Annotated in this window: 21 protein-coding genes; 18 read left to right on the top strand and 3 right to left on the bottom strand. The window is 33.9% G+C overall.

Annotated elements, in window-relative coordinates:
• Positions 1-310 precede the first annotated feature (310 nt).
• The 10 genes from H8718_RS12035 (at position 311) to H8718_RS11990 (ending at position 10,828) form a co-directional block, all read left to right on the top strand.
• Positions 311-937, top strand: a complete 627-nt coding sequence (locus H8718_RS12035) for an ECF transporter S component (protein WP_177668610.1) — start codon at positions 311-313, stop codon at positions 935-937.
• A gap of 14 nt (positions 938-951) precedes the next feature.
• A complete protein-coding gene (coaBC, locus tag H8718_RS12030) occupies positions 952-2,148 on the top strand; it encodes a bifunctional phosphopantothenoylcysteine decarboxylase/phosphopantothenate--cysteine ligase CoaBC (protein WP_249333110.1) in 1,197 nt (398 codons plus the stop codon).
• Positions 2,148-2,927: a type III pantothenate kinase gene (locus tag H8718_RS12025; RefSeq protein WP_177668607.1), complete on the top strand. Its 780-nt coding sequence runs from the start codon at positions 2,148-2,150 to the stop codon at positions 2,925-2,927. The genes coaBC and H8718_RS12025 overlap by 1 nt, the downstream gene beginning before the upstream one ends.
• Before the next feature lie 253 nt (positions 2,928-3,180).
• On the top strand, positions 3,181-4,134 hold the full coding sequence (locus H8718_RS12020) for an ABC transporter permease (protein ID WP_177668605.1): 954 nt from the start codon (positions 3,181-3,183) through the stop codon (positions 4,132-4,134).
• Positions 4,124-5,074: an iron chelate uptake ABC transporter family permease subunit gene (locus H8718_RS12015; RefSeq protein ID WP_177668603.1), complete on the top strand. Its 951-nt coding sequence runs from the start codon at positions 4,124-4,126 to the stop codon at positions 5,072-5,074. Before H8718_RS12020 ends, H8718_RS12015 begins: the two co-directional genes overlap by 11 nt.
• Positions 5,074-5,826: an iron ABC transporter ATP-binding protein gene (locus tag H8718_RS12010; protein ID WP_283246212.1), complete on the top strand. Its 753-nt coding sequence runs from the start codon at positions 5,074-5,076 to the stop codon at positions 5,824-5,826. Before H8718_RS12015 ends, H8718_RS12010 begins: the two co-directional genes overlap by 1 nt.
• A gap of 37 nt (positions 5,827-5,863) precedes the next feature.
• Positions 5,864-6,817 carry a siderophore ABC transporter substrate-binding protein gene (locus tag H8718_RS12005; protein WP_249333109.1) on the top strand — a complete coding sequence of 318 codons (954 nt, stop codon included), beginning with the start codon at positions 5,864-5,866 and terminating at the stop codon, positions 6,815-6,817.
• A 271-nt stretch (positions 6,818-7,088) separates the two neighbouring features.
• Complete coding sequence (locus tag H8718_RS12000) at positions 7,089-8,033, top strand: calcium/sodium antiporter (protein WP_177668599.1); 945 nt, start codon at positions 7,089-7,091, stop codon at positions 8,031-8,033.
• Positions 8,034-8,146: 113 nt separating this feature from the next.
• Entirely contained in the window at positions 8,147-8,791 is a 645-nt protein-coding gene (locus tag H8718_RS11995; RefSeq protein WP_249333108.1) for a nitrite/sulfite reductase domain-containing protein, read from the top strand.
• 111 nt (positions 8,792-8,902) lie between these two features.
• Positions 8,903-10,828, top strand: coding sequence for a glycosyltransferase (locus H8718_RS11990; protein WP_249333107.1), 1,926 nt, complete (start codon positions 8,903-8,905; stop codon positions 10,826-10,828).
• Between the two features lie 127 nt (positions 10,829-10,955).
• On the opposite strand, the gene H8718_RS11985 is transcribed toward H8718_RS11990, so the two are convergent.
• Positions 10,956-12,359: a VanW family protein gene (locus tag H8718_RS11985; protein WP_249333106.1), complete on the bottom strand. Its 1,404-nt coding sequence runs from the start codon at positions 12,357-12,359 to the stop codon at positions 10,956-10,958.
• Between the two features lie 195 nt (positions 12,360-12,554).
• Between H8718_RS11985 and H8718_RS11980 the strand changes: the two genes are divergently transcribed.
• The 7 genes from H8718_RS11980 to H8718_RS11950 all read left to right on the top strand — a co-directional run bounded on the left by H8718_RS11980 (position 12,555) and on the right by H8718_RS11950 (position 17,472).
• A complete protein-coding gene (locus H8718_RS11980) occupies positions 12,555-12,773 on the top strand; it encodes a helix-turn-helix transcriptional regulator (RefSeq protein WP_177668591.1) in 219 nt (72 codons plus the stop codon).
• Positions 12,760-13,467, top strand: coding sequence for a DUF3169 family protein (locus tag H8718_RS11975; RefSeq protein ID WP_249333105.1), 708 nt, complete (start codon positions 12,760-12,762; stop codon positions 13,465-13,467). Before H8718_RS11980 ends, H8718_RS11975 begins: the two co-directional genes overlap by 14 nt.
• 141 nt (positions 13,468-13,608) lie before the next feature.
• A complete protein-coding gene (locus H8718_RS11970) occupies positions 13,609-14,103 on the top strand; it encodes a hypothetical protein (protein ID WP_249333104.1) in 495 nt (164 codons plus the stop codon).
• 145 nt (positions 14,104-14,248) lie between these two features.
• Positions 14,249-14,983 carry a class I SAM-dependent methyltransferase gene (locus H8718_RS11965; RefSeq protein ID WP_249333103.1) on the top strand — a complete coding sequence of 245 codons (735 nt, stop codon included), beginning with the start codon at positions 14,249-14,251 and terminating at the stop codon, positions 14,981-14,983.
• 282 nt (positions 14,984-15,265) lie between these two features.
• The gene (locus H8718_RS11960; RefSeq protein WP_249333102.1) at positions 15,266-15,922 is read left to right on the top strand and encodes a DUF488 domain-containing protein; all 657 of its coding nucleotides are present in this window, start codon (positions 15,266-15,268) and stop codon (positions 15,920-15,922) included.
• Between the two features lie 213 nt (positions 15,923-16,135).
• Positions 16,136-16,786, top strand: coding sequence for a PspA/IM30 family protein (locus H8718_RS11955; protein WP_177668581.1), 651 nt, complete (start codon positions 16,136-16,138; stop codon positions 16,784-16,786).
• Positions 16,787-16,809: 23 nt separating this feature from the next.
• The gene (locus H8718_RS11950) at positions 16,810-17,472 is read left to right on the top strand and encodes a hypothetical protein (protein WP_177668580.1); all 663 of its coding nucleotides are present in this window, start codon (positions 16,810-16,812) and stop codon (positions 17,470-17,472) included.
• A gap of 69 nt (positions 17,473-17,541) precedes the next feature.
• Here the strand turns inward: H8718_RS11950 and H8718_RS11945 are convergent, their stop codons facing one another.
• Both H8718_RS11945 and H8718_RS11940 read right to left on the bottom strand, forming a co-directional pair.
• Positions 17,542-17,865, bottom strand: coding sequence for a hypothetical protein (locus tag H8718_RS11945; RefSeq protein ID WP_177668578.1), 324 nt, complete (start codon positions 17,863-17,865; stop codon positions 17,542-17,544).
• A gap of 244 nt (positions 17,866-18,109) precedes the next feature.
• Positions 18,110-19,771 (bottom strand): sialidase family protein, encoded by a 1,662-nt coding sequence (locus tag H8718_RS11940; RefSeq protein ID WP_249333101.1) that lies wholly within the window; start codon positions 19,769-19,771, stop codon positions 18,110-18,112.
• Between the two features lie 138 nt (positions 19,772-19,909).
• Between H8718_RS11940 and H8718_RS11935 the strand changes: the two genes are divergently transcribed.
• A complete protein-coding gene (locus tag H8718_RS11935; protein ID WP_177668574.1) occupies positions 19,910-20,659 on the top strand; it encodes a TraX family protein in 750 nt (249 codons plus the stop codon).
• The last annotated feature ends 2 nt before the right edge of the window (positions 20,660-20,661 follow it).

Genomic DNA, 20,661 nt, shown 5'->3' with positions numbered 1-20,661 from the left:
GTAAGGATAGTATGCACACAAAGTGTAGAGTTAAAAGAATGATAGCGTTGAAGTTTATCCAAGTCGAGTATATCACATAGTGTATATAAATCAAAGTAGGACTGATTAAAGAATGTATCTTGACTGAGGCGAAAATCATTTTTTATATTTCTAAACGGCATACAAAGCTTATACCAATAGGACAAGAAAAGTATGTACTTATCTTAATTAAGATAGCATGACTCTCTAGCATTATTCAAGGAGTATGATATAATGACCATGTTAAATAAGCATTGCATCTTAATAAAAGAGCGATAGCAGGAGGAATAAGATGAAAAAGTCGAAAAATACAAAATTTATAACATTAATGGGAGTACTATTGGCTATAGAAATTATAATGGCATTTACTCCTCTGGGATTTGTGCCTTTAGGATTTACTAAGGCAACAACCATACATATTCCGGTTGTTATAGGCGCAATTTTCTTAGGACCTTTAGCAGGGGCTATATTAGGAGGGGCATTTGGAATATTATCGATTATTATTAATACGGTAAGTCCAGCGCTTACATCTTTTGTATTTTCACCTTTTATTACAATAGGAGGTGCACAAGGTAATATATGGAGTTTAGTAATTGCACTTGTACCACGTATGTTGATAGGAATTGTAGCTTATTACAGCTATAAGTGGGTTAGTAAGATAGATAAAACAAAAGTTATTGCTTATGCTACAGCGGGTGTTGTAGGATCTCTTACAAATACTGTGTTAGTCATGAGTGGTATTTATATATTTTTTGGGCAGCAATATGCTGCAGCTAAAGAAGTTACTTTTGAAGCCCTGTTTGGAGTAATTATGGGGATTATAGGCGTTAATGGCATACCAGAAGCAATTGTAGCAGCAATTATAGTCACTCTAGTTTGTAAAGTACTAAAGAGTGTCTTTAAAGAAAAATTATACTAAAGAGAGGGAGACATATGAAAAAACATGTTTTGATAGGTGTGACAGGTGGTATAGCTGTCTATAAACTACTAGATGTAGCAAGCAAATTGAGAAAGTTAGGGTATGAGATTAATACAATTATGACAGAAAATGCATGTGAATTTGTAAAGCCCCTTTCATTTGAGACTATTACAAATAACTATGTTGTAACAGATACTTTTGCAAGACCGCATAAGTGGGAAGTAGAACATATAGCTTTGGCAAAAAAGACTGATTTGATGCTTATTGCCCCAGCAACTGCTAATGTAATTGGAAAAATAGCAAATGGCATAGCTGATGACATGCTTACAACTACTGTTATGGCAGTAAAAGGACCTGTTGTGATTGCACCGGCTATGAATACAGCTATGTATGAAAATCCAATTGTGCAGGAAAATATAGCGTACTTAAAATCTAAAGGGTATTTGTTTATAGAGCCTGATTCTGGATGGCTTGCTTGTGGTGATATAGGAAGTGGTAAACTACCTACTCCTGATACAATTGTATCTTATGTAACAAAAGAGCTTGAAGGAGAAAGAGATCTTGAAGGAAAGCATCTTCTATTAACTGCAGGACCTACAATTGAAGCTATAGATCCTATGCGTTATATTACGAATCATTCTTCAGGGAAAATGGGGTATGCAATTGCTACTGAGGCAGTCAAAAGGGGTGCAGAGGTTATTCTTGTTTCTGGTCCTACCCAGTTAGAGTGTCCAAGAGGGGTAAAGCGTATCGATGTTAAAAGTGCAAGAGATATGTATAAGGCGGTAGATGAGCATGTTGAATGGGCGGATGCAGTTATTAAAACTGCGGCTGTGGCAGACTATAGACCTGAGAATGAGAGTGCCCATAAAATTAAGAAGAATGGTAAAGAATTAGTTTTAAATTTAGTGCCTAACCCAGATATTTTAAAAAGTTTAGGCGAGAAGAAGAAGCATCAAGTATTAGTAGGTTTTGCAGCAGAGACGGAGCATGTGGTGGAATATGCTAAAAATAAAATACAAAACAAAAACCTAGATTTTATAGTAGCTAATAACATTGCTCAATCTGGAGCAGGTTTTAAAGGTGATACAAATATTGCTACAATTATTAAATCTAATGGAGAAATAATAGAATATCCACAGATGACGAAAAATGAGTTAGGGGATATTATACTTGACCAAGTTAAGACTTATTTAAGTGAGGTAGAATAATGTTATTGACAATAGATATAGGTAATACAAATGTTGTGATGGGTGTAATGAAAGATATGGAGTTAGTAGTCAGTTTTAGAATGACAACACAAATCCCGCGAACATCAGATGAATATGGTATTACCATGGTAGAAATGTTAAGAAATAAGGGGATTAATGTTAAGGATATAAAAGATGTAATTATTTCTTCTGTAGTGCCTAATATTATGCACTCCATTACAAATAGTATAAAAAAATATTTAAATAAGAAGCCCTTTATAGTAGGACCTGGGATTAAGACAGGCTTATCAGTAAGAACAGATAATCCTAAATTAGTAGGTGCAGACCGTATTGTAAATTGTGTAGCTGCCTATGAGTTACATGGAGGACCTTGTATGACGATTGATTTTGGTACATCTACAACTTATGATATTGTCAATGAAAAAGGTGAGTTTATTGGTGGTTTAATTACACCAGGAATTAGAATTAGCGCAGATGCGATGTGGCAAAGAGCTGCTCAATTGCCACATATGGAGATTAAGAGACCCAAAAGTATATTAGATTGCAAGAATACAATTTCGAGTATGCAAGCAGGGCTTGTATATGGATATATTGGACAAGTTGAGTATATTGTAAATAAAGTAAAAGAAGAGATGAATGCTCCTCATATGAAAATTATTGCAACAGGGGGATTAGCTAAAATTATTCAAGATGGGACACAGGTCATTGATGAATATGATGGTTTACTCACACTAAAAGGTTTAGTCCTTATTTATGAAAAAAATAAAGCCTTAGGCTAAAGATAGCGTATGATCTATATAAAGTATAAAGATTTATAGTAGTTGGTCAATAAGAAGCACCTTGCAAAACTTAAATAAGTTTTGCAAGGTGCTTTGTTTTGTTTAAAAAGTAAAGCTACTAAGTGGTGTTTTAATAAAAGTGATAATTATTATTAAAAAAACATATTGACAGTGATTATCATTTACATGTATACTCTGTAAGTGAAAAGAATTATCATTAAAATTAATCAACATACATATATGGAGAGAGCAGATGAAACGACTATTACTTATTATACTTATGATTATCTTATCTGTTATGTCCCTCTTTATTGGGGCTAAGGAGATAACAGTAATGGATATACTTTCAGGCAATGAAGCTGCAATAGAACTTTTCATGATTAGTCGTATGCCACGTCTTATCAGCTTACTGATGGCGGGGATAGGGATGAGTATTAGCGGACTTATTATGCAGCAGCTTAGCCGTAATAAATTCGTATCCCCAACGACAGGTGCCACAATAGATGCTGCACAGCTTGGTGTTGTAATTGGGATGGTTTTATTCCCAGGAGCAAGTATTATGCTTAAAACAAGTGTTGCCTTTATCTTTGCACTAGCAGGAACTATGGCCTTTATGATGGTTATCCGAAAAATTACCTTTAAGAACGTTGTATTTGTACCACTTGTAGGGATTATGTTTGGAAATATTATAGGTTCTATTACAACTTTTATCGCTTATAAGTATGACATTATGCAAAATGTAAGTGCTTGGATGCAAGGGGATTTTTCTATGATTTTAAAAGGAAATTATGAAATGCTTTATCTTTGTATTCCTCTTGTAGTGATTGCATTTATTTATGCAAATCATTTTAACATTGCAGGGATGGGTGAGGATTTTGCGACAAACCTCGGTATCAATTACAATCGTATCCTTTATATGGGTCTAGCAGTTGTAGCACTAGTTACTGTAAGTGTGGTTATTACAGTTGGAAGTATTCCATTTATTGGGCTGATTGTACCGAATATCGTTTCCCTTTATAAAGGTGATCGTATTAAAGGAACACTTATTGATACAGCACTTATTGGGTCTGTATTCCTTCTAGCATGTGATATATTTGGACGTATTGTCATCTTCCCTTATGAGATTTCAATTGGTCTTACTGTAGGTGTAGTAGGAAGTATCATCTTTTTATATCTCATTTTAAGGAGGGAAAAACATGCAAAATAAACGCCGTCTGGCCTTACTTACAGCCTTACTTGCAGTAGGAATAATTTTATTCTTATTTGTAGGGGTAGAGTGGAGTTATATAGATTATGCTATGGGAAACCGTATCCCTAAGATTTTTGCAATGCTCCTTACAGCTTTTTGTATAGGAAGTTCATCTGTTATTTTTCAAACTATTACAAATAACCACATATTAACACCAAGTGTGTTAGGATTAGATTCTTTATATGTTTTAGTTCAGACGTTTATTGTGTTTGTACTAGGAAGTACTAGCCCACTGATTACTAACCAGAATTATAACTTTATCATTGCGCTTGGTATTATGGTTGTGTGTTCAGTAGCGCTTTATAAGGTGCTCTTTGAAAGGGGAAAAGGGGATATTGTTTTCCTACTTCTTGTAGGGATGATTTTTGGAACATTATTCTCAAGCTTATCATCCTTTATGCAAAGGGTTATTGATCCAAATGAATTTTTAGCACTGCAAAATAACTTATTTGCAAGTTTCAATAATATTAATACGAGTATTTTAATTTTAGCAGTTATCCTTATCTTACTTATTATACCTTTTGTATGGGATGAGCTTACTGTACTCGATGTTATTGCACTTGGTCGTGACCATGCTATTAACTTAGGTGTAGATTATGATAGGGTCGTGAAAAAGCTTATTATTGTTGTAACCATTCTTGTATCTATTTCAACAGCATTAGTTGGACCAATCACATTCTTAGGTTTATTAGTTGTAAACTTATCACGACAAATTTTAAAAACGTACAAACATACGTATTTAATTTCAGCAGCTATTTTACTAGGCGGACTGACTTTAATATACGGACAGCTTATTGTAGAACAAGTACTTAACTTTAGTACAACGCTTAGTGTAGTTGTAAACCTTATTGGTGGCGTTTACTTTATTTACTTGCTCTTAAAGGAGAGTAGACAATAATGAAGATTACAAATCTATTTAAGAAATATGGAAATAAAAATGTTGTAGAAGACGTATCTTTAGAAATTCCAAAAGGAAAAGTAACTTCTTTTATAGGGCCTAATGGAGCAGGTAAAAGTACAGTACTTGGTATGATTACAAGATTGGTCCAAAGAGACTCTGGTGAAGTTACACTAGAAGGTAAGAAATTAGAAGAGTGGAAAAGTAATGAGCTAGCAAAGAAGCTTGCTATCTTAAAGCAGTCTAACCATATGTCACTTAAGCTTACAATTAAAGAGCTTGTAGGATTTGGTCGTTTTCCACATTCACAAGGCCGTTTAACACCAGAAGATGAAAAGCATATCCAGGAAGCTATTGATTATATGGAGCTTACAGATATGCAAGATAAATACTTAGATGAGCTAAGTGGTGGTCAAAGACAACGTGCGTACATAGCCATGGTTATTGCTCAAGATACAGAATATGTACTTCTTGATGAGCCACTTAATAATCTAGATATGCATCACTCTGTGAAGATGATGCAGGTTATCCGTAAGCTCTCAGAAGAGCTTGGCAAAACAGTTATTATTGTTATGCATGATATTAACTTTGCTTCTTGCTACTCAGATCATATTATTGCTTTTAAAAATGGTAAGGTAGCTAAAGCAGGACCAACAAAGGAAATTATTAAAAAAGAAGTCTTAGAAGAAATTTATGAAATGCCATTTTGCATTCATCGCTTAAATAACCAAAATATTTGTGTATATTACTAAAAGAAAATTAAAATAGAAAGTAAAGGGAGAGAAAATCATGAATAAAAAAGTAGGTATGATTATTGGTGCAATCATTCTTGTACTGATTGCAGGTATATTTATCTTTAAAGGGATGTCAAAACCAGAAGCTACAGAAGAAGTAGTAGAAAATGAAACAATGACTGTAACACACACACTTGGTGAAACAGTTGTACCGAAAAATCCATCTAAAGTAGTTGTATTTGAACTTGGTGTATTAGATGCTATGCAAGAATTAGGTTTAGCTGATAGAGTTGTAGCAGCTCCAAAATCAAGTTTAACAGGTTATCTTGAAACACTAGATCGTGATGATTTAGTAGATGTAGGTTCAGTAAAAGAACCAGACTTCGAAAAAATCTATGGTACTAAGCCAGACCTTATCATCATTGGCGGAAGACAAGCAGATATGTATGATAAATTTACAGAAATCGCTCCAACTATTTCAATGGCAATTGACAACAATGACTATACAGCATCATTTAAATCAAATATGGCTCTTCTTGGAGAAATGTTTGGTGTAGAAGAACAAGTAAATACTCAGGTAGCGGAAATTGAAAAAGAAATACAAGCTATTAAAGAAAAAGTGGAAGCAGAAGGCTATAATGCTTTAATTACACTTATTAATGATGGTTCAGTAAGTGCTTATGGTAATAACTCACGTTTCTCATTTATCAATGACTTAGGTTTCACAAATATTGATGAAACATTAGAAGAAACAACACATGGTCAAAGTGTATCATTTGAATACATTGTAGAGAAAAATCCACAGTTCATATTCGTTTTAGATAGAGGCTCTATGATGGGAGATGCAGTACCAGCAAAAGAAATTTTAGAAAACGAGTTAGTTAAAACAACAGATGCATACAAAAATGGTAACATTGTATACCTTAGCCAACAGCCATGGTACTTATCAGGTGGCGGTTTAACAGCAACACGTATAATGATGGAAGATATCGCAAACGCTATTAAGTAAATATAATTTAAACGATCATGTTAAGATTGTGTAATTACAAATTTATGGTATAATAAACCGTAGACAAGCACAAAATACCTTTTGAAGGGGAGTAGCTACACAATTTGTGATAATTAATCGTCATGACGGTGCTAGGGGCACTCGGTTAATTAACAAGATTTATCTTGATGCAAGACCTTCAGAATAATAAGGGGGAATATTAGAATCCCCCTTTTATTCTGAAGGTTTTTTATGTGCTATTGACTTCAAAAAATAAAGGGAGGAAATGAATATGGATTATATTTTGTTATTAATTGGTTTTGTCTTACTTATTAAAGGTGCCGACTTCTTTGTAGATGGCGCATCATCCATTGCTAAGGCACTTAAAGTACCAGCACTTATCATTGGTCTGACAATTGTTGCATTTGGCACAAGTGCACCAGAGCTTGCTGTAAGTGTAAGTTCTGCTATGAAAGGACAAAATGGTATTGCTGTAGGAAATGTAGTAGGTTCAAATATCTTCAACTTACTTATGGTAGTCGGTTCCGCTGCTATAATTTATCCCTTAGCTGTTAAAAAGTCTGTACTTGTTAAAGAATTTCCATTTACACTGTTATCAGGTGTAGCACTCTTTATTATGGTTCAAGACATAGCCCTTGATAGTGGGAATGTTAATATGTTATCTCGTATAGATGGGATTATGCTTTTATTATTCTTCGGCATTTTTATGTACTACTTAATTGAAGTAGCATTAAAAGCTAGAGCTAATGGTGAGGAAGAAGAAATAGAAGGTATGCCACTTGGTAAGAGTATTTTATTTGCAATAGGTGGTATCGTTGGTATTGTAATTGGTGGAGATATGGTAGTAAATAGTGCTTCAAGCATTGCACGTGCATGGGGGATGAGTGAAACACTTGTTGGTCTTACAATTATTGCCATTGGTACATCACTTCCAGAACTTGTAACTTCTATTGTGGCTGCTAGAAAAGGTGAAAGTGATATTGCATTAGGTAATGTTATTGGTTCATGTATTTTTAATGTATTTCTTATCCTAGGAGTATCTTCAGTAATTAATCCAATTGAGATGGCAGGTCCAATTTTTACGGATATTCTAATTATGATTATTGTAACTATCGCTACTTACTTCTTTGCAATTAATAAAAAGATTACCCGTGTTGAAGGTGGTCTTCTTGTAGGAAGTTATGTTATTTATATGGCTTATATTATAATGAGATAGTAGATTAGGTAAATTAAAAAGTCCTACAGTTTTGATACTAAGACTGTAGGACTTTTATTCATACTAGAATATGAATTATAATAAAAATAAAAAATAGATTTGAGGAAGATAATATGGCAAATTTACAAAAAATAAGAGATGGCAAACGTACTTATGCCATAACACCACATATTCCAGGAGGTTTTATTACACCTGATCAGTTAATTAGAATAGGTGAAGTCACTAAAAAATATAAAGGTGTACTAAAACTTACATCAGGACAGCGCATCCTAATTACGAACTTACAAGCAGAAGATATACCGTATATATGGGAAGAACTTGGAATGGAGCCTGCTGTACGAGAGCAGAATTCTATTAAAAATGTAGAAATGTGTCCAGCGGCTTTTTGTAAGCGCTCAAAAGTTAATTCAATAAGCATTGGAATGAAGCTTTCTAGAAAATACCAGTGGGAAGAGATGCCTTGCAGGACTAAGATTGGGGTAGCAGGATGCCTAAATGCATGTGGGAGTGTCTATAGTAAAGATATTGGGGTTATAGGAGATAAGGAAGGCTATAAGATTATAGCAGGGGGATCAGCAGGATATCATCCTAGAATGGCAGATACTTTAGTTACAGGTCTTACTGAAAAAGAAGCCTTAGAGTATGTTGATAAATTAATAAAAGTATATAAAGAAAAAGCAGATCCAGGAGAGAAATTAGGTTTCTTTATTGACCGCATAGGACTAGGCCATTTTATTAGACTTATTCAAGAAGTTTAATTATCTTCAAATAAATAAAAACAAATAAATAAACATAGGAAAGAATTACTATTAAGTATGGTTTGATATGGAATAATGTATTATTATGGAAGGATAGAAGGGAGGGAAAATATGTATTTTTGTTTTGCTATGCTATGTATTTTAAGCACTTTTATTCTTTCGAAAAAATGGATAAAGTATCGTAGAGTTTTTCTTTTTACCAATACTGCAATAGTTATTATCTATATTATGTGGCGTTTTACAGTTATTCCTACAAGTTCTTTGACATCGTTTGGGGCAGGTATTATATTGATGGTAGCTGAACTATTAGGATTAACTCAATTTCTTATTTTTCAATATTTGTTTTCAAGGACCTATAGGCTTCCTAAAAAAACGTTAGATGGATTTAATAGAAATCAAATTCCTAGTGTAGATGTACTTATTTGTACTTATAATGAACCTATTAAACTTGTAGAGAAGACTATTGTAGCAAGTTTAAATATGCATTATCCAGAGCATAAGATGAAAATCTATGTGTGTGATGATGGAAAAAGAAAAGAGTTACAGACGTTGTGCCAGACTTATGGAGTAGGGTACATAACAAGGATAGGAAATGAAGGTGCAAAGGCTGGTAACATTAATAATGCTCTAAAGTATATAGGTGGAGACTTATTCGCTGTTTTAGATGCCGATATGCTGCCAACAGAAAAATTTCTAGAAAAGACGGTAGGCTACTTTATAGAGGAAGAAGTTGCCTTTGTTCAGACACCGCAGTTCTACTATAACCAGGATATGTATCAGTATAACTTAAAAAAAGATATACCTAATGAGCAGGACTTTTTCATGCGAGATGTACAAGAGGCTAGGGCAGCTATTAATGCAGTATTACATGTAGGTACCAATGCTGTTTTTAGAAGGAGTTGTGTTGATGGAATTGGAGGATACCCAACTTGCTCTATTACAGAGGATATGGCTGTAGGTATGTTTTTGCAATCCAAAGGTTATCAAAGTGTATTTATTAACGAGGTACTCGTACTTGGGTTAAGCGTAACAACTTATTCCGATCTAGTTATGCAGAGGGATAGATGGTGTAGAGGTAACTTACAAGTTATAAAACACTTCAATCCTATTTTTACAAAAGGTTTAACTTGGCCACAGCGTATTGCTTATATAGACGGTGTATTGTACTGGGGTTCGAGCATTCAGAAAATGATTTATATCTTAGCACCTATTATGTATTTAATCACTCATACTCTTATTATTGAAAGTTCGACACAGGAAATATTAGGTTATTTTATTCCATTTCTAATTGGACAATGGCTTATTTTCAAGACACTATCACCGCATACAAGAAGTTTACAATGGTCGCATTTCTATGAAGTAGCTATGGCACCACATATAAGTTTTTCAGTGATAAGAGAGCTGTTTGCTTTAAATACTAAATTTAATGTAACACCTAAGGATGTTGTAAATGAAAAAGCCTATTTTCAATTTAAAACAAGTCTACCACATATTATTATTACCATCTTAACATTAGTAGGTTGGGGACTTGGTACATATGCTGTATTGCAAGGGAAGATAGCATTTGGAGCTTATAGCATTAATGTTATTTGGAGTATGTATAATTTGATAGGAGCAGTTGTAAGTATTTATGTAGCTTATCAAAAACCTATTTATCGAAGTGTAGAACGCATTAAGATAAAAGAAGATTTGGTGATAGAACTCAGAAACGGAAAGTACACTTATAGAGGCTATTTAAAGGATTTATCGGAGAGAGGGATAGGCATACAATGTCCCTTAGCTCATAGAATGAAATTGGGAAAAGAGATGCATATTAAGCTAATAGATGAAGGAAGAAAAGTCATCTTAAAAGGTAAAGTAGTTAGAATACAACAAGATCAGGTTGGGCTACAGTTTGAAGATTTAAAACCTGATCAGATGCAAGCTATTATAAAAATCTATTTACGCAATATAGGTGCCTATTATGAGATTAATAAAGCTCCTATTTATTTAGAAGAATATAGAAGAGTACAAGAATATCAATATTTAAGCCCCTAGGTCATAAAGGTGAAGTAAATCAGTATTTATATAAGAAGTGAAACCCACAGAAGAATGCATTGTTATAAAGTGTCCTTTTGTGGGTTTATTATTTTATTTAGTTAAATTCATTACTATGTAAAGTTTTCTATTGAGGTTTAGAATCAGCTGCTATAGAACTCGCTTCAGAACTCTGCGGTTGTGGACCACGAAGAATAACTGCGCGTTGAGGTTTATAGGTACTCGTATTAATTTTTTCTTTCTTAATAAGTTCACCATTTTTATAGTAAAGTTTGTAAAGTACTATTTTGTGTCCTTCTTTAGCATGAGATTTGATGATTTCTTTGCCCGGTGGCAAAGTAGGATCATCTTTATAGAGTGGCTCTGGTGCTTCTAATGTCTCGACAAGTTCTGATTCAAATTGAGCTGTATAATCCGGCTTAAAGTCTTTGTGACCATACAGGTTAACGAAGACTTTATTATCTTCAATATAGCTTTCTACATAGAGAGGATAACCAGAGTTGTTAATAAATTGGAAATCCACACTATTTGTAGCATAGGTTGCATCTCGGCCTAGTGGTGTATAGGATACTGGTAGAGAATGATTGCGGCGCATGTATATATCTAGATCTGTCATGATGACTGCATTATAAAGGGTTGAAGATACTTGGCAGATCCCCCCACCAATGCCATCTACAAATTCACCACCTGTAATAACTTTGGCATTTTTATAGCCTGCATCAATAGTAATAGGTTCTAATTGCTTAGAAAACATAAACTTTTCCCCTGGCTGGAGGGTTGTATTAATCTTCTGGGCTGCAAGTGTAATATTCGTATTGCGATCAGGACTATCTGCTGTAAAGGTCGTGTAGAAACTAGCAAGAGGTGTTTTATAATCTTGGAGAATATCTGAAGTATATTCTGGTTCTAATGTAATAAGTGGAAGGTATATGGTGCCTTCTTCACTTTGTGCTATTAGTTCTTGAATTTGAGTCACTGCAAAGTCAAGATCGGCTTTATAGCCCGGTACTTCAGGGGTAATCTCAAAGCTTCTTGGGTGTTTCTTAATCTCCGCATTAACTGGAGCTTTGTAGAAGGGCTCAAGATAAGATTCTACGCGTTCTTGTAAATTGGAAGAGTCTAGATTTGGAGCAAGTGTAAAATGGAGCGGTTCAACCGATGGATTCTTAAGTGATTTATAGCGCTCAAAAAGGTTACCTTCGTGTCCAATTTGTATAGCCTCAGATAAAATTTCATCTAGGTTATAGGTTACACCTAATTCTTTGTATGTAATATCTACTGTAGAAGTGGTATTTTCAGTAGTAAGTGTAATAGTTTTGCTATCAAGCGTGGATATAAGGTTTTGGCTCAGATATTCGCTAGCTTCTTCTGGGGTCATGCCACCTATGTCAAAATGATTAACCCATATATTATGAGCTAGCACAGTATCGTATGCTTTTACTTGATTGTATACGCTCATGATATAGATAATAGGGATAAGTAATAAAATAGGGATAATGAATTTATATTTTCGGTGTTTATTTTTCGTCATATCAATCTCCTTTGCTGTTTACATAATTATAAACAGAGATGTAAGGGAGTGTCAAAGATGAAATTTATAATATAAGGATTTAAAGGAAAATATAGATTTTATTAATGACAAGTAAATTTGTCATTGACAAGTAAAGTTGTCATGAATTATATTTGGGATATGACAACTTTACTTGTCAAACAGGAGGTGAGTTAGATGCCACTTTATAATCATGTGAAACAGGCAAGAGAAGAACTGGCTATAAGTCAGACAGAATTAGGTAAGAGATGTGGTGTTTCAAGGCAGACTATCAGTAGCATTGAACGTGGAGATTATCATCCTTCTATTGTATTAGTCATTAAGCTTGCTCAGATATTTAATAAATCAATAGAAGAATTATTTTGGTTAGAGGAGGACGGAAATGAAAAGTTATAACTGGAAAAAAGGTATTTCAATTTTTATCATTTGTGGTTTTATAGGAGCGATAGTAGGGAGTTTAATCAGTAGAATGGAATCAGCTGATAACTTACATAATATTGTAAATGTGTTAGAAGCTTTAGCGCCTAGCTTATTTATAGTTGCACTTATTACAGGGATTGCAGGTATAGGAGGATATTTTTACTTTAGCATGCAGCTTAAAAAAGATGGATACTGTGAGGAAGAAGGCTCATTTTATGAAAAATATGAAAAAGTAATGGGTATAACCTTAATGTGTTGCACTCTATGTGCGGTGATCAACTTTACAGCATTAGGTGTCAATTTATTTGAACTTACAATACCTGCTTCAATGCTTTTTATGCTTAACGTATGTATAGCTTTTTTAGGAGAGGTTGGACATATCTCTTTGGTTAAGAAGGTAAGACCAGAACTAAATGCAGATCCTTTAGATCCGAAATTCCATGAGCATTACTTTGACAGGTTAGATGAATGTGAAAAGTATAAAACAGGAAAAGCAAGCTTTAATACACTTTCAGCTATGATACCGCTGTATGTATTCCTATTTATCGCTTGTTATCTATTAAGTAGAGTATTTGAAATTAGTCCTGCTATTTATTTGCCAATTGGAATTATTTGGGGAGCACAGACGATTTTAATGACTTATCATGCAAATAAAAAACCTAGAGCGTAAAGGGCTAGGTCTTTGTGTACTTTAGAATATAAATCGAATAAAAGCATATATGTCTCTATAAGACTCATTATGTTATAATAAAAAAGTAATAGAAGAAAGAGGGCATGATTAAAGTGTCTGCAACATAGGAGAAATTAGAATATGAATCAATTAACAATACAAAAAATAACTAAAGAAGCCTTTGAAACGCAATATCAACTAAATGGGCAAAGCTATGCATTAACAGAATTAGGTAAAGTAATGGAGTTAGCTAAAGAAGATACAGTTTGTATGCTTGTTGAAGATAGACTCTATATAAATCCAGTACAATTAAGTCTTAAAGGCGCTATAACAGATGAGGAAGCTCTTGCAAAAGTAGAGGCCTTAAATGAGACTTTTAGGGATGCTATTATCCATTTGAGAGAGTTTCTTTATAGTGGTAATAGAAGTGCAGAGGCAGAACAGAAAAAGAGAGAAATTCAAGGTATTATGAATAGTTGTATCAGTGAAGCAAAAGTGCTTTTAAATCAGTGTCAGATTACAGATAGAAATAAACTAAAAAAAATGAGCAAGAAGTACTTTATGGCGGAGTTCTTAAATAGTTTATTTGAAAATGAAGTTTATAATGTTGAAATTGAAATAGACTGCGGTCTATAGAAAAAAGTCTTACAAAAACGAGATTTAAAATGCTTCCTGCTCAGTAGGTAGGGGCATTTTAGTTTCTTGGGGTTGTAAGGCTTTTTTGTATAAGTGTGATAAAATTATATTAAGTTATATAAATATAGTAAGGTAGATATTTAAGATGAAAGAGAATAAATATGATGATATAAACTTTTTTAATGCGTATAAGCAGATGGCACGTTCAGTGAAAGGTTTAGAAGGTGCTGGTGAATGGCATGAGCTAAAAAAGATGTTTCCAGATTTTAGAGGTAAGCATGTTTTAGACCTAGGTTGTGGGTTTGGGTGGCATTGTAGATATGCACAAGAGCACGGAGCTGAATCTGTTATAGGGATAGACTTGTCAGAAAACATGCTAAATCAAGCAAAGGCTATGACAAAGTCAACAATCATTCAATATATTAAGCAGCCTATTGAAGAGATAGATTATGCTGAGAAGACGTTTGATGTGGTTATAAGCTCTTTAGCATTTCATTATATCGAGACTTTTAGTAAGGTATGTGAGAAAGTCAATAAGTGCTTGAGGGAAGGGGGAGAGTTTATCTTCTCAGTAGAACATCCAGTATTTACTGCTAATGGTCCACAAGATTGGACTTATGATGAGGAAGGAAATCGTATGCACTGGCCCGTAGACCATTATTTTTATGAGGGAGCCCGTAAGGCACAGTTTTTAGGAGCAGAAATGGTCAAGTATCATAGAACAGTAACAACTTATATTAATGACCTAATAGGAGCAGGTTTTGAAATTATGAAGGTAGTAGAGCCACAGCCTGAACCATCTTTACTCAAAGATAATAAAGAAATGCAAGATGAATTAAGACGTCCTATGATGCTGATTATCCATGCTAAAAAGAAATAAATGTTTACATATAAGAGAGTGGGGGAAGAAGGCCTTTATATAGGAAATTTTAACTCAAATTGCAGTGGTGAAATCAGCGCTTAATAATGTGGGAAGCTTATTTTACAAGAGCATATTCATCATTGCGTAATGGATGCAGTAGAAAATAATGATATGAAGGTGATTAAGGCTATCCATAAATTTATAAAATAATAAAGTATAAAAGGAATAGCCTAGAGTATGCAGACTCATACTACAATTTACAGGAGTAATAGAAGTAAAAATTAAGAAAGGAGAAAACCTATGACTAATCGTATTCTCTACACTATTGGCTATGCACATCACACACAGGAAAGTTTCCTGGAACTTTTACTGAAATATAATATTAACTGCGTAGTCGATGTAAGGACTATGGCCTATTCAGGTTTTCATCCTCAATTTAATAAGGAAATTTTGCAGCTATACTTAAAACAAAGAGGCATAGCTTATATTCATATGTATCAGTCTTTTGGGATTATAAAAGATCAAATAGAACTTAATACAAAGGAAGGCTACTTAGATTTTACTAAACTGGCTAAGACAGAGGCTTTTTTAGAGGGTATTAAGCGAATAGAAAATGGACTAGAAAAAGGGTATACCATTGCTTTTATGTGCGCAGAAAAGGACCCAACAGATTGTCATAGAAGTACACTTGTAGCAAGAAAATTTGCTGAAATGGGTTATGAAGTACGCCATATTTTGCATGATGGGACGCTAGAAACCCATGCTCATATGGAGCAGCGTATGAAAGAAGAATTTTGTGAGCCAGTTGACCAGATAGACTTATTTGGTCCTATTAAGACAGAAGCAGAAAAATTAGAAGAAGCTTATGCAAGGTGTAGTAAAGAAGTTTTCATTGTTAATGCCAAACGTGTATTAAAGGATGATTATGATTTTCCTAAACCTAATCCAAACGGATAGGTTTACAAATATAATAAAAGCCGGTCTAAACTTATCAGCTGCTTAAAATATGAATAAGGATTAGATTGGCTTTTATTTTTACACTCTTTAAAATTTGTTCATAGTTTTACTATAGAATACTCAGTTATTACATGGTAGTATATATTCATATATCTACAGAATATTAAAAAACTGAGGGTAAAATTAGAGTTCAAAATTAAGGAGTGGATAGATATGAGTTTTTTTAGTAGACTTGGTAACATTATTAGTGGTAAAGCCAATAAAGCTTTAGATAAAATAGAAGATCCTATTGAACAAATTGACTTAGCCATTAGAAAACGTGAAGAGGCAATCAATAAAGCAAAACTTGAAAGTGCATCTTTCATTGGTTCAATTTCTCAAAAGAAAACTGAAGTAAGGACAATTCAAGAAAAAATTAAACAATATGAAGAAGGTATCCGCAAGGCACTTGCGGCAGGAGATGAAGAAAAAGCTACAACTTTCTTATTAAAGAAAAAAGAATTTGATCAAGAAGTAGCAAGTTTAGAGACAACTATTAAAACTTTACAGACAACAGCAGATAAAGTAAAGACTAATGTAGCAGCACTTGAAAAAGAAGTTAAAGAACTTAAGACTAAGAAATCAGAGTTATCTGCCAGATACGCTACAGCTAAGGCACAAAGTAAAGTGAATGAAATTTTAACTGAAGTGAACAAAGAAAGTCACATTTCTTTATCGGATATTGAGCAAAAAGTAATGGAAGCTGAAAGCTATGCTCAAGGTCTGGAAGAATTTAAACGCCCTGATGTAGATGCAGAACTAAGTGAATACTTATCAGATAATAAAGATGCCTCTATTCAAGACGAACTTAATAAATATAGATAACCTAATTAAAGGGGATTTAGCAGATGAATAAAATTAAAGATTTTACAGATGCTGAGCGTGCGGCATATAGTCAGGCATATATTGATTTAATTATGAATATAGAAGAGATAGAAAATTTTTTATCACAAGAGGAAGTAGACAAACGTTTTTTTAAGCGAAAAGTTCATCTTATTAAAGACTACCTTGAGAAGTTAGATGAAGCAGACCGTCTAGCAGATGGTAAGGGACCTTTAGACTTCTTAAAAAGTGATGAGCAGTATAAAAAGGATGCTTTAAAGTTTAAGTCTGGTATTATAGATGATTTAAATAAGCTTAAACTTTGTCATACTTGTAAATGTGGGTCTTGTGTGAATGAATGTAAATTCAAATCTTGTCATTATTGTAGTTACAACTCAAAAGTAGTAGGTTGTGATAAAGAGCGCTACTATGTAACAACTGGAATGGCACCTATTACACTTTACTCAAATGATGAACACAGAGATGTCCATTTTGAAGTAGTAGGATTATTAACAGATGACTTTTCTAATAAGCACTACATTTATTTAGTAGAACGAAATAATAAGGAAAATCAACATATTCTAGAATATTGTAAATACACAAATGGGTCAGTAGACTATTTATCCATTGATGAAGAGTTGTTAGATAAAGTTTATGATATTTTTGTAGGATTTGATTGCTATGAATAAAAAAAGGATATTTTTAAAAAGATTTCTTTGGGTTTTTATAAGCTGTATTATTATTAACGTAGGGCTGGGTCAAGTGTATACGGTCCAAGCAAAACCGAAATCCGGTTCTACTAGATCATCTAGAAGCAAGTCATCTTCTACAAGATCTTCAACAACTAAACGTAGTTCAAATAAAGTAAGCTCAGGTTCTTTTTCAACGAAGTCCTCATCTAAGTCAAGTACTGCGCCAAAATCTAGCACGATAAAAGATAGTGGGGTTGTTTCTAATAAGAATTCAAACAAGGTAAACTCAGGATCTTTTAGTAGTAAAACAGAAAGTACTGAGTCAAAATCTTCAAATTCAAATAAGGTGAACTCAGGATCTTTTAGTACTTCTAAACCGCAGGATAACACATACACACAATCAGGGAATACGTATAGACCTAACCCATTCTTTACAGGGGGATTCTTTAATAGTTGGTATTATGGAATGCCTGCTATAAGACATGGTTCACCAGCTATACTTATTACATTTATTATCATTATTGCAATCTTCATAGCCTATTGGTGGTGGAGAAGACATTTATAAAGTAACCAAAGCCAACCTAAAATGATACCTTCCATTAAGGATGGGAATAGTTTTAGGTTGGCTTTTTAATTATGCTTCAAATAGCCAATTTAGATCAAAAGAAGTAAAGACAATACAATTATTAGGTTGTGGCTCATAGAGGATGCCAATATGACCATTTTCTAGAACAGCTAGGCTAGAGTAGCCAAAGAATCTTTCATACCCTTTAACATTTTCATAAGGGTTAGGAGAGAAGTTAAGAGAGCGTTCTCTAATCCAGTGTATAGTGCCATCTTCTTGTACTTCTCCTAAGGAGATTACACCATTCGTTCTAGAGGCATCAAGAGGGGCATTACCTGTTGGATGGGAGGAAAGTACATATTGTTTCCCTTGTTGCATTTGCTCCGGATAAGGGAAGGTATCTACTGGATAAGTAATGACTGACTTTTGGCAGCGAACAGAGATAAGGTCTGTGGTTTGTTGCTCACTCCAAGTTTCTCCGCCATCATGGCTAATAGAAATAGGTGTTTTACCTTTTGTATACTGTCTACCAAATGAAATAATGTCTCCATTCAACAGCTCAATGAGTTGGCATTCATCAATATTATTCATATATCTGTTGCCATTGGTATCCGATCTATGCCAAGTATAGCCGTTATCATCACTATAAATAGCTGCAGCCTTATCGAGTGCATAAACAGGCATAATGATTCTGCCATTTCTAGTTGGATTAGATTGATGCTTAAGGGTAAGGCCAGTACCAGGGCCTGTACCTAAAAAAGCACCATCCGAATCGACTTTAACTTGTGGGGTAATATCATAAGGTTGTGACCAGGTAGCACCTAAATCAGTACTACGGGTTACCCAAAGGTAAGAGGTTACAGCGGCTCTAAGTGGAGCTGGGTCTGTTTCATAAGTCTCATAAAGAGAATCAGGCACAGTGATATGACGTTTTTGAACAAAAACAGGATGCTCTGGGTCAAAATGAGGTTTATGGTAGTTTAAATAAATATTGCCTACATAAATATCATGAGGAGTTGTAGGATCTGAAGAAGGGTCTAGTGGAACTAACGGTGGACATTTATGGATATAGTCACCTTCTCCTACTGCATAGTACATATCTCCCATAGTGATATAGCGATGGTCAGCATGATGATGCTGAGGTATGTAGTAACGAGTTTTCTGGTTTTTTGCATCATAAATCCATCCATCCTCACGAATGGTATAGGCATCGCCAAAAGATTCTATAGACTCATCTGTTACTTTAGAGTCTCCAGAATAAAGTACTTGATAGTAAGTGCCATCAATTAACTTATAGCCTGTGCCTTCCTCTAAATAAGAGGATGCATGTAACCCTTTGCATTCTGGCCACATATCAACAAGCATAACAAGCTCTCCATTTTTAGCCTGCGTGGTAACAGCATCAATATAAAAAGCAGAATGCCAGTCATGAAATTCTTGGGGAGCATGATGGGCAGGTAAAGACAAAATGGTTTGTACAGGACTTGTCCAAGTTTTACCGTTATCAAAGCTACGTCTTAGGCCAATATCTACTTTCCCCCAGTCAGCGCTATCATTACCAATATCAGCAATAGCAAGAAGCGTATGAGGTGTAGATTCATCATGAGAATGAGCCATAAGAAGAGAAGGAATACGACATCCTTGTAGATTTCCCATATGCTCAGGATTTCCAGCAAGGTCTGGTGAGTGAAGTTTGTTTGGATTGGTGCTTACAAAAATATTTGTTGTCATGAAAAACTCCTTTTATTATATATAAAATAAAGAAATATAAATTAAATTATAATATAAAATAGACAAATTTTCTTGATAAATTTTTGATAATTACCTTTTAAAATCTTTTTAGATTAAAAAGAAAAGAGGTAAGCATGAATGAATGCAAATGTATTAAAACTTATTGGGATTATAGGGATGGTATTAGACCATATAGGCTGGGTACTATTTCCGGATATAGCACTTTTTCATTTTATAGGACGTATTACATTTCCTATCTTTTGTTACTTTATAACAGAGGGGTTTCTTAAAACGCATAGTAGACGTAACTATTTGCTTCGTTTATTAGGTATTGCACTTATTTCACAAATACCATTTGTAATGACATTTAGGTTAGCCTTTGGTGAAGGTTTTAGTGGGCTCAATACTCTATTTAATCTGGTTATAGGGCTTGTAACCATTTGGCTTTATGATAAGGCTCACTTCAAAGGAAAATGTATAATTGTAATATTGGGAGCACTTTGCGGTGTACTTTTTATGACAGATGGAGATATTTATGGTGTACTTATGATATTCTTCTTCTATAAATATCACAATGAATTTAAGAAGATGGCTATAAGTGTGAGTATACTTACTGTCATTTATCATTCTATGTATCAGATTTATGCTATTGTAGGAACATGGGCTATGGGTATTATGACAGCAAGTGAAATTATAGAAGTTATTACAGGACCAAACTATTATGGACCTATCCTATTTGATTTTGCTCAGAATATGTGTAGCTTACTAGCCCTTATTCTTATAAGATTTTATAATGGAGAGAAAGGAAAGAACTTAAAAATTTTATTCTATGCTTTTTATCCACTTCATTTGATTATCATTTATATCATTAAAGTAGGATTGATGTAGAA

The organism is Zhenhengia yiwuensis, assembly GCF_014384995.1.
In the GTDB taxonomy this organism is placed as follows: Bacteria; Bacillota; Clostridia; order Lachnospirales; family Cellulosilyticaceae; genus Zhenhengia; species Zhenhengia yiwuensis.
Note: the sequence above shows the minus strand (reverse complement) of the source record. Positions and strands in the feature narration are given on the sequence as shown.

What these genes read in the sequence shown, in the direction of transcription:
- H8718_RS12035 (WP_177668610.1), top strand. Translation starts at nt 311, where the DNA reads ATGAAAAAGTCGAAAAATACAAAATTTATAACATTAATGGGAGTACTA.
- coaBC (WP_249333110.1), top strand. Translation starts at nt 952, where the DNA reads ATGAAAAAACATGTTTTGATAGGTGTGACAGGTGGTATAGCTGTCTAT.
- H8718_RS12025 (WP_177668607.1), top strand. Translation starts at nt 2,148, where the DNA reads ATGTTATTGACAATAGATATAGGTAATACAAATGTTGTGATGGGTGTA.
- H8718_RS12020 (WP_177668605.1), top strand. Translation starts at nt 3,181, where the DNA reads ATGAAACGACTATTACTTATTATACTTATGATTATCTTATCTGTTATG.
- H8718_RS12015 (WP_177668603.1), top strand. Translation starts at nt 4,124, where the DNA reads ATGCAAAATAAACGCCGTCTGGCCTTACTTACAGCCTTACTTGCAGTA.
- H8718_RS12010 (WP_283246212.1), top strand. Translation starts at nt 5,074, where the DNA reads ATGAAGATTACAAATCTATTTAAGAAATATGGAAATAAAAATGTTGTA.
- H8718_RS12005 (WP_249333109.1), top strand. Translation starts at nt 5,864, where the DNA reads ATGAATAAAAAAGTAGGTATGATTATTGGTGCAATCATTCTTGTACTG.
- H8718_RS12000 (WP_177668599.1), top strand. Translation starts at nt 7,089, where the DNA reads ATGGATTATATTTTGTTATTAATTGGTTTTGTCTTACTTATTAAAGGT.
- H8718_RS11995 (WP_249333108.1), top strand. Translation starts at nt 8,147, where the DNA reads ATGGCAAATTTACAAAAAATAAGAGATGGCAAACGTACTTATGCCATA.
- H8718_RS11990 (WP_249333107.1), top strand. Translation starts at nt 8,903, where the DNA reads ATGTATTTTTGTTTTGCTATGCTATGTATTTTAAGCACTTTTATTCTT.
- H8718_RS11985 (WP_249333106.1), bottom strand. Translation starts at nt 12,359, where the DNA reads ATGACGAAAAATAAACACCGAAAATATAAATTCATTATCCCTATTTTA.
- H8718_RS11980 (WP_177668591.1), top strand. Translation starts at nt 12,555, where the DNA reads ATGCCACTTTATAATCATGTGAAACAGGCAAGAGAAGAACTGGCTATA.
- H8718_RS11975 (WP_249333105.1), top strand. Translation starts at nt 12,760, where the DNA reads ATGAAAAGTTATAACTGGAAAAAAGGTATTTCAATTTTTATCATTTGT.
- H8718_RS11970 (WP_249333104.1), top strand. Translation starts at nt 13,609, where the DNA reads ATGAATCAATTAACAATACAAAAAATAACTAAAGAAGCCTTTGAAACG.
- H8718_RS11965 (WP_249333103.1), top strand. Translation starts at nt 14,249, where the DNA reads ATGAAAGAGAATAAATATGATGATATAAACTTTTTTAATGCGTATAAG.
- H8718_RS11960 (WP_249333102.1), top strand. Translation starts at nt 15,266, where the DNA reads ATGACTAATCGTATTCTCTACACTATTGGCTATGCACATCACACACAG.
- H8718_RS11955 (WP_177668581.1), top strand. Translation starts at nt 16,136, where the DNA reads ATGAGTTTTTTTAGTAGACTTGGTAACATTATTAGTGGTAAAGCCAAT.
- H8718_RS11950 (WP_177668580.1), top strand. Translation starts at nt 16,810, where the DNA reads ATGAATAAAATTAAAGATTTTACAGATGCTGAGCGTGCGGCATATAGT.
- H8718_RS11940 (WP_249333101.1), bottom strand. Translation starts at nt 19,771, where the DNA reads ATGACAACAAATATTTTTGTAAGCACCAATCCAAACAAACTTCACTCA.
- H8718_RS11935 (WP_177668574.1), top strand. Translation starts at nt 19,910, where the DNA reads ATGAATGCAAATGTATTAAAACTTATTGGGATTATAGGGATGGTATTA.